The organism is Shewanella sp. NIFS-20-20 (assembly GCF_019209865.1).
GTDB lineage: Bacteria > Pseudomonadota > Gammaproteobacteria > Enterobacterales > Shewanellaceae > Shewanella.
Genome location: NZ_JAHUTT010000094.1, coordinates 1 through 7,723, shown reverse-complemented (window position 1 = coordinate 7,723; position 7,723 = coordinate 1). Strand labels below are relative to the sequence as shown.

Genomic DNA, 7,723 nt, shown 5'->3' with positions numbered 1-7,723 from the left:
GGTTATATTGCTTCCAGTTGCTGATTTTGTACTTTGCCTTACCCATCATCGTCACCCATCTCAAAGTTCTAATGATCTGATCGTGGTTCTGATGATTAGTTCAATGATTTAGGAAACAACGCCGTGTCGATGCTGATAAGTTTGCCGCGATCCCAACGGCATTGGCAGGGTTTGGTTTTGCTGGTGTGGTCGGTCAAGGCACTCTTTGCGGCAACCTAAATGCCATAGGCATGTTGGTTAATGTTCTCGATGATATTCACGGCCAGAATAGCGCCGTTGTCGGCACTTCATTTCGCTTCTATGAAAACGCGCTGTTGCCCTATCAAAGTGATGAGTTTGTCGCGGGTATTGGCTCTAATGCTGAGCAGACCTTAGCGGTGGGCTCTCCTTCTGTGGCCAACAGCGTGTTATGTCACCCCTCAATCAGCAATTGGTCTAAAGCCTCGGGCAAACCTTTTGCGCAAAAAGGTGAACGCTGTAAGCGTTTATCTGCCAGCTTAACCTTGTATCTGGTCGAACTACTGAACCGAGCTTATGCTGGGGAACAATTGTCGGCTTTACCTGAAAGTAAACCCTCATTAGAGGCGCAGAACTGCCAATCTTGTCATGGCGTGTCAGAGACCATGGCTACGGCCTCAAGCGTGAAAACCGATATGGAATGTACGGTTTGTCATTCTGGTCATTTTAACTAGGAGGCGCTATGAAATATTTGCTACTAGGCATCTGCGCTGGTGTGATGCTAACGGCGTGCAATAGCGACAGTGACCAGCATGCGCCAACTACAGATATCGAGGCTGCCAGTGTCATCACCGTCGAAATGCTTGAGTTTGAGCCAAGCTCAGGTCATCTCGCCTTTGCCTTGAAAGATGAGCAAGGTGTCACAATCAGTAATGCTCAACATTACCGCGTATATTACTTTGGTTACCCCAAAGAGAAAGTGGTCTCTGGCCGAGCAAAAGCTTGGCGTAAGTGGCATGTATCCTACCCATTCCACTGTGATGCGAATGAGTGCGATACGCCGTTAATCGCAGTGGATGGTCACTATCAGTTAACTCCTAAATCGCTTGATTGGGCGGCCGATGTGCGCGCCGGAGCCGTGGAGCGTTACCAGGTTGCAGTGCAGGTATTGTCGAGCACGACTCACAGTGAAGTGGTGATGTTTAAGCCGCCAGCCTAGTTATCGAGGCATCATCAGTCAGCACTGCCGTGTCACGCGGCGCTGACTGATGTTGCTCATGAGCTGCGTTGCTTAGATTGGGCGAGGGCTTTCTTTCTTGCCGCTTGTTTCTGGGCAGCCTTCGATAAACTCTTAGGCATGTCATGATGCTTGGTTAAATCCGGTTCGAAGCCAAGATACCACTGCGAAGGTAAGCGCCGCCCGAGGAAGGTCTCTAGATTATGCAGTAGCTTTTCATCTTGATGGTCGAGCAAACTGATGGCTAATCCTTGTTGGCCGGCTCGGCCAGTGCGGCCAATTCGATGAACATAGTCTTCCGTTTTAAACGGTAATTCCATATTAATGACCACGGGCAAATCATCGATATCTATCCCTCTGGCCGCGATATCTGTTGCGACGATGACATTAATCTCGTGGCGCTTAAAGCTGGATAAGGTTTGCTCGCGAACATGTTGAGACAAATCACCATGTAATGGCGCCACATTGAAGCCTTGTTGTAGTAAATCTTGACTGAGCTTGGCAACGTCTTGGCGTTGGCGGCTAAAAATGAGCACTCGTGACCAAGCATGGCGGCGTAATAAATGGCTTAATAAGTCGAGTTTGCGTTCGGTGTCGACCTGATACACCTGTTCAGTGACACTCACCGCGGTGGTATTACGTCCGTGGACTTCAATCACTTGCGCTTGATGTTGTAGACGTTTACTCAATTTAAAAATATTGTCGTTCAGCGTGGCTGAAAACAATAAGGTTTGGCGAGTTTTGGATAAGTGCTTTAAGATCTCTCGGATTTCATCCATAAAGCCCATGTCGAGCATTCTATCGGCTTCATCGAAGACTAACATCGCCAGTTGTTTGAGATTCAAACGACGTTTCTTCAGTAAATCGATCAACCGCCCTGGGGTGGCCACTAATACGTCGATGCCTTGCGCTAAGGCGCGGATTTGTCCATCAATGCTCACGCCGCCATAGGCCAGTCCAGCCCGTACACCGGTGTGACTAGCTAGCGCCTCTAGCTGAGTAAACACTTGGAGTGCGAGCTCCCGGGTCGGAACTAATACCAGTGCTTTTAAGATGCAGGGGGCATTGCCAGGTGCTGGTGATAGCGCTTGGGATAATATTTGCTGGATAAGGGGTAATCCAAAGGCTGCCGTCTTGCCTGTGCCCGTTTGAGCTCCTGCTAATACATCTTTGCCTGCCAATATGATCGGAATCGCCTGCGCTTGAATTTGTGTGGCTTCAATAAACCCTAAATGCGACAAATTTTGTTGCAGGATAGGGGCGAGGGGTAATTGGCTAAACGACATGGTGCTGATATCTCAATGTAACGGGCTTGATAGTGTAACAGATGGTGGGGCAGGGGTTTAGTGTTTGAGTGTTAGATTACTCGCTACTGAGTACTGAATTGGTGTTAGAGCGCAGTTATCAAGGTTGCTACTAGGTATAAGCTTTGGGTTGAAGCTGGTTTTAGAGGTTGAGACGGCTCCATTTGTAATCGCCGAGTGATTACCTCTTAAGTATAGGGTTTCAGACTTGCTGTCAGATTGCCTTTGAGTGTTCGGCGTGGCGAACAGTGGGCAGGCTTTTAATGATAAATTCAGCCAATTGCCACGGCTTTGTCATTTTGTTGACACTAAACGTGGTTAAATATCACAAAAGCTATCGGTTTGTAGTGGTTGTTTCTATTTTGCTGTGGTTTGGTCGTTGTTTTACTCGAGGCTTGTCCGTTCGATGTAATAATGGCCGAGATTACAAGAATATGAGTTGAGTTAGTCCTAGATTTTGAGTAAATTTCGCGCCCTTCTGTTATTTGGAACACTGCATGAACTGCATTTTTTCACTGGATTGCCAACATTTTACTGTCTCATCGGTTTTGTCCAGTGCGCAGGAGTCGAGTTCATCTTTGTGTACATCACGCTTGTATCAGTTTCAAACTCAATATGTTATCGACAGAGATGGCAAACCCTTTGGTGCTGAAATACTTTCTCATTGGTTTAATGCTAAATATAAGCATCAGCCTGTAGGCCTTAGTTTAAGTTATATCAATGACTTTAAACAAATGCTCAAACATCTGTGCCAAAAAATTAATCAAGGTCATGAATTAAGTATGGTAGGTTCGCGGTTGTTTATTTCGATAAGCCGTTTGCACTTGCTGGATCTCGACGTGGTCAGTGTATTGGTCAAATTGGCGCAATCTTTGGCCGATAAACAAGTCATCTTGACCTTGTTAGTTAATCACCGCGACACCGCCTTGGCAGCGTATTCTGCGCAAGCCAAGTTTTTACTGAAAGATGCTGGGGTACGCTTATGCTTGACCCATGCGCGGATAGATGAACTCGATACTATCAATTTGCACCCCTTCGATTGCCTCTTATTTACGGTCGATATGTTACATCAACACCCCGGTGTTCAGCTTGAACAACCCTTGGTGGAACAGTTGTTTGGCTTGCGGGAGCGTGGCTTTGGTTTGATATTGAGTGATATCAAATCGGCACAAGATTATCAGTTAGGGCTTCAACTGCCATTTTCATATTTTTGCGCAGATAGAGTGAATGACAATGCACAATAGAGTGACCGCTTACCAACAAAGTCTGCTGATATCCTGTGCGTTTGGCCTGTTGCTGGTGTGTATGCTGACCCTGTCATTATGGATGAGTAAGTACACCCTCACTTGGCTATTAACCGCCAAGGGGGAGCGGTTAGAGTCATTTCACAATGAACAGCTACAGCAGGCTAATACTCAGATGAATGGCGTTGCGAAGATGCTCGCCCAAGAAACGTCATTGCGATGCGATGCCGCGTTAATCGCGTTACTCCAGCAACAAATATTTGAACACAATGAGCCATATGTTCCGATTGTGTTTTTAAACGCGGAGCAGCAATTTTGCAGTGGCTTAGGGGTGATGCCAGCACCTAAATCACATCAGGAAATGGCGAGTAACATTACCGGATTAGGTTTGTTTAAGCTCAAAGACTCCAAAGATCGGGTGACCGTTTATGCTGGGGTTAATCGCGATGGCTTTCGCGTCTTTCGGCGCTTATATTTACGCACCGAGGTTGATACTTGGCTTAAGCGTATTTGGTATCTTTCTGGACTCGTGGTGAAGGTCAATGGATACCCGTGGTTTAGTTTAGATAATTCGGATGATATCGGCGTGATGGTGACAAATAAAGCGCAATCATCGTCACTGACTTTTGAGTTAAATGCTAGCCAAGCAGCGAAAAATAACCTGTGGTTCATGTATTTTGTGTTGTTAGTCGGCGTTGGCGGGATACTCGGTTGGTTGGCATTTCATGCCCGAGGTTATGTTATCAGTAAATATTGGTACCGTCGTTTTACTCATGGGCTCAAAAATGAAGCGTTTTATCTAGAATACCAACCTGTCATCAATTCGCTGACTGATGAAGTGGTTGGCGCTGAGGCCTTTATCCGCTGGCGGGTTAACGGTCAGTTATTGCCGACTCTGGCCTATATCGGCCAACTGGAACAAAATCCGGCGATGGGCTTGGTCACGCAATGGGTTATTGAAAATGCCTTTACCGAATTGAAATCTCTGTTAGTTGCCGAGCAATTAGGCTGGCTAAGTATCAATATCAGTGCTCAAGATATTGATTCTGGAGTTGTAATAAGCTTGCTTGAAAAGTGGCAAAAACAAGACTTCCCACTCAATAAAGTGTTTTTTGAATTAACTGAGCGTCAGCCTATTGCCGATTGGTCCAAGGCGCGGGCGTTTATTGATGCCTGTCATCATTATGGTTGTGGGGTGAAATTAGATGACGCAGGGGCGGGTTTTGGCGGTCATTTATACTTACAAAAACTGACATTCGATACCATTAAAATCGATGGAGTATTTGTGGGCTTGTTGGGCACTCCGGCCAGTAAGTTATCCTTACTGACAACCTATGTCGAGATTGCAAAAGAGATTGGCGCCAATGTCATTGCTGAAGGGGTTGAGACGGCTGAACAAGCGCGGTTGTTGCAGCAACTAGGCATAGATTGGCACCAAGGCTGGCTCTACGCTAAGGCCATGGATGCCAGTGATTTCAGACGCTTCATGCTTAAATAATGACTAGCTGGCCGTCAAAGCCTACCCATGACGGCCACTGCTTAGCGTTAAGATTTTATGGCACGTAAAATGACAAATTTGCCATTGCTGGCGGCGATGTCGCAATGACCAAATAATCGTTTTAGCTTAACGTGATAATTTAAGTGGCGATTACCCACCACTTGTATCATCCCGCCTTTGGCTAAATGTTGGCGGGCATCGACAAACATTTGCCAAGCAATATGGTCAGTAATGGCTTCGCCTTGGTGAAACGGCGGATTACATAAGACTAAGTCCGCTTGGATGTCTTCATCCATATGCGTTAAGCAATCGTCCCAATGAAAGTGAGCGGCGTCGCTCGCTAAGCCATTACGTTGCCAATTGCTGGCGGCGCTCGTTACTGCCATATCGGAATCATCGACAAAATGCACCTGAGCATGCGGGTACAGTTGCCCCGCCCTCAATCCTAATACCCCATTACCACACCCAAGATCGATGATTTGAGTAAAATCTCCGTGAGGCATATGGGTCAACATAATGCGCGCGCCAATATCCAACTTACTCGAAGCAAAGACATTGGACTGGTTTGCTAAGGTGAGCTGGTATTCAGGTACATCCCAAACTTGCGCAGAGGGTAATTGACGTTGATTGCCATCAAACACTGCCGAGATCACTCGAGTTTTCTTAAAGGTTAAGCTGGCAGTGGCCTCGCCGAAATGTTCATTAATCAGGGCTAACAGACTATGATTGATTACCTTGGCTTTGGCACCAATCAGGATCACGGCCCCTGGCAGCAGTGTGTGGCTGAGTTGCTGTAATTGTTCCCGAAAGTAATTAAGGTTTTTCGGTAATTTCATTAATACTTGGCTGGTTGGGGTTGTGAGTGTTTGGCGACCGTTAAGATAGTTAATCTGAGGACATAGTTGATTGCTCTCGAGATTCTGACGCACCCCTAATTGGCTGGTTTTAGCATCACTGATTAAGGTCAGCGCAAGCTGCGGGTATCTGGCGCTTAAGCCACAGGCTAAGGCGCCAAATTGATCATTGATTAAGGTGCAATGGTCAATCGGTTGCACCGCCATTAATTCAGTAACGGTATTAATTAAATGCTCGTCGCTAGCATCCCATGCCTGTAAATTAGAGACTTGATTTTTGGGGTAGCGATGGAGAGTAAGCTGGGTTGCACCCATTTGCCATACGCTTGGGGTTGCTGTTACAGCTTCAAGTGCTGCAGAGCGATTGAGACGGTCGTTATCGGCGGATGACACGAGTGTACCTTAAATAATGTAAAAATAAGCAAGGGGGAGATTATCGCAGATCTCAAGGGTAACGCCCACTATTTATGGAGCAGCAATGACGCAAGCAAGATGGCAACCATTTAGTGTGTTCCCAAGGTATTTGAGCCAACAACATAGTCAACAGTTGCAAGATGAATGCTGCTCATACCCTTGGTGCCAACCTGAGATCCGACTGTTCGGCCGCGCTATCGCAATTCCTCGCCAGCAAGTGTGGTTTGCTGATAAGGGTTGTGATTATCGTTATTCGCAATTGTTGATCCAAGCCTTGCCTTGGCCACCGCTATTAGCGCAGTTACGCCAACAACTGCTGCGGGATTTTGGTACTAAAGTTAATGGGGTTTTGGCCAATCATTATCGCAATGGTCAAGATAGTATGGGCTGGCACAGCGACAATGAACCCGAAATCGTCGCTAACAGCGATATCTATTCTATAAGCCTCGGCGCGAGTCGCGACTTATGTTTTCGTACCAAGCAAGAGCAACACCACCGCCCTGAAATCCATACGGTGTGTTTGCACCATGGGGATTTGTTGGTGATGCATGCGCCGATGCAGCAAGCTTGGCAACATTGTGTGCCCAAGCGCGCCCGAGTCACTTGCCCTCGCTGGAACTTAACCTTTCGTCAAATTTATCCTAATTTTCATGATCGCTAACACACAGTTAGGCTGATGTAATTTGATCTTTAACCAATGAGGGTTTACATTGCAGTCGCCATTTTGATTAAGAGATATGGGTATGAGTGTTACCGTTGCCAGTAAGATCCAAACTAAGATTGAACATGCTATTGCACCGCAATACTTAGAAGTGATAAACGAAAGTAATCGTCATCATGTACCACCGAATTCAGAAACCCACTTTAAGCTTGTGATAGTGAGCACTGAATTTGAAGGTCAGCGCTTGCTAAGCCGTCATCGCACGATTAATACTTTATTAGCCACCGAGCTTGCTAATGGAGTGCATGCACTAGCCATGCACACCTACACCCCGGATGAATGGGCCGAGCAGGGCAATGCTCCAGCCTCTCCTAACTGCAAAGGTTAAGCCTGCAGTGATGAATCTTAATAAAAAACCCAGCTAAGGCTTAATGCCGATCAGTTAAGACAGATCGCTTGACGATCTCACTGAAAGGATCAAAATCCGATGACCCCTTGTCATCGGATTTTTTTATGCAACTTTCAGAAGCTTTGGCGCGTACTCATATCAATC

At 46.5% G+C, this 7,723-nt stretch carries 7 protein-coding genes and 1 pseudogene; 6 read left to right on the top strand and 2 right to left on the bottom strand.

Annotated features, from left to right (window positions below):
- Positions 1-128: 128 nt before the first annotated feature.
- Both KU855_RS18215 and KU855_RS18210 read left to right on the top strand, forming a co-directional pair.
- Positions 129-692 (top strand): annotated as a pseudogene (locus KU855_RS18215) (cytochrome C); the annotation flags it as partial.
- A gap of 8 nt (positions 693-700) precedes the next feature.
- Complete coding sequence (locus KU855_RS18210) at positions 701-1,177, top strand: hypothetical protein (RefSeq protein WP_218532611.1); 477 nt, start codon at positions 701-703, stop codon at positions 1,175-1,177.
- A 56-nt stretch (positions 1,178-1,233) separates the two neighbouring features.
- Here KU855_RS18210 and KU855_RS18205 read toward each other — a convergent pair whose 3' ends face one another.
- Positions 1,234-2,481, bottom strand: a complete 1,248-nt coding sequence (locus KU855_RS18205; RefSeq protein ID WP_218532609.1) for a DEAD/DEAH box helicase — start codon at positions 2,479-2,481, stop codon at positions 1,234-1,236.
- A 515-nt stretch (positions 2,482-2,996) separates the two neighbouring features.
- On the opposite strand from KU855_RS18205, the gene KU855_RS18200 reads away from it, so the two are divergent.
- Together KU855_RS18200 and KU855_RS18195 are read left to right on the top strand one after the other, a co-directional pair.
- Positions 2,997-3,743 (top strand): EAL domain-containing protein, encoded by a 747-nt coding sequence (locus KU855_RS18200; protein ID WP_218532607.1) that lies wholly within the window; start codon positions 2,997-2,999, stop codon positions 3,741-3,743.
- Positions 3,733-5,241 (top strand): EAL domain-containing protein, encoded by a 1,509-nt coding sequence (locus KU855_RS18195; RefSeq protein ID WP_218532605.1) that lies wholly within the window; start codon positions 3,733-3,735, stop codon positions 5,239-5,241. The genes KU855_RS18200 and KU855_RS18195 overlap by 11 nt, the downstream gene beginning before the upstream one ends.
- Before the next feature lie 47 nt (positions 5,242-5,288).
- Here KU855_RS18195 and KU855_RS18190 read toward each other — a convergent pair whose 3' ends face one another.
- Positions 5,289-6,410: a methyltransferase gene (locus KU855_RS18190; RefSeq protein ID WP_218532613.1), complete on the bottom strand. Its 1,122-nt coding sequence runs from the start codon at positions 6,408-6,410 to the stop codon at positions 5,289-5,291.
- Between the two features lie 163 nt (positions 6,411-6,573).
- Between KU855_RS18190 and KU855_RS18185 the strand changes: the two genes are divergently transcribed.
- The gene (locus tag KU855_RS18185) at positions 6,574-7,170 is read left to right on the top strand and encodes an alpha-ketoglutarate-dependent dioxygenase AlkB (protein WP_218532602.1); all 597 of its coding nucleotides are present in this window, start codon (positions 6,574-6,576) and stop codon (positions 7,168-7,170) included.
- Positions 7,171-7,252: 82 nt separating this feature from the next.
- Positions 7,253-7,558 (top strand): BolA family transcriptional regulator, encoded by a 306-nt coding sequence (locus KU855_RS18180; RefSeq protein WP_256261123.1) that lies wholly within the window; start codon positions 7,253-7,255, stop codon positions 7,556-7,558.
- Positions 7,559-7,723: the final 165 nt, after the last annotated feature.

What these genes read in the sequence shown, in the direction of transcription:
- KU855_RS18180 (WP_256261123.1), top strand. Translation starts at nt 7,253, where the DNA reads ATGAGTGTTACCGTTGCCAGTAAGATCCAAACTAAGATTGAACATGCT.
- KU855_RS18185 (WP_218532602.1), top strand. Translation starts at nt 6,574, where the DNA reads ATGACGCAAGCAAGATGGCAACCATTTAGTGTGTTCCCAAGGTATTTG.
- KU855_RS18210 (WP_218532611.1), top strand. Translation starts at nt 701, where the DNA reads ATGAAATATTTGCTACTAGGCATCTGCGCTGGTGTGATGCTAACGGCG.
- KU855_RS18190 (WP_218532613.1), bottom strand. Translation starts at nt 6,410, where the DNA reads ATGGGTGCAACCCAGCTTACTCTCCATCGCTACCCCAAAAATCAAGTC.
- KU855_RS18205 (WP_218532609.1), bottom strand. Translation starts at nt 2,481, where the DNA reads ATGTCGTTTAGCCAATTACCCCTCGCCCCTATCCTGCAACAAAATTTG.
- KU855_RS18200 (WP_218532607.1), top strand. Translation starts at nt 2,997, where the DNA reads ATGAACTGCATTTTTTCACTGGATTGCCAACATTTTACTGTCTCATCG.
- KU855_RS18195 (WP_218532605.1), top strand. Translation starts at nt 3,733, where the DNA reads ATGCACAATAGAGTGACCGCTTACCAACAAAGTCTGCTGATATCCTGT.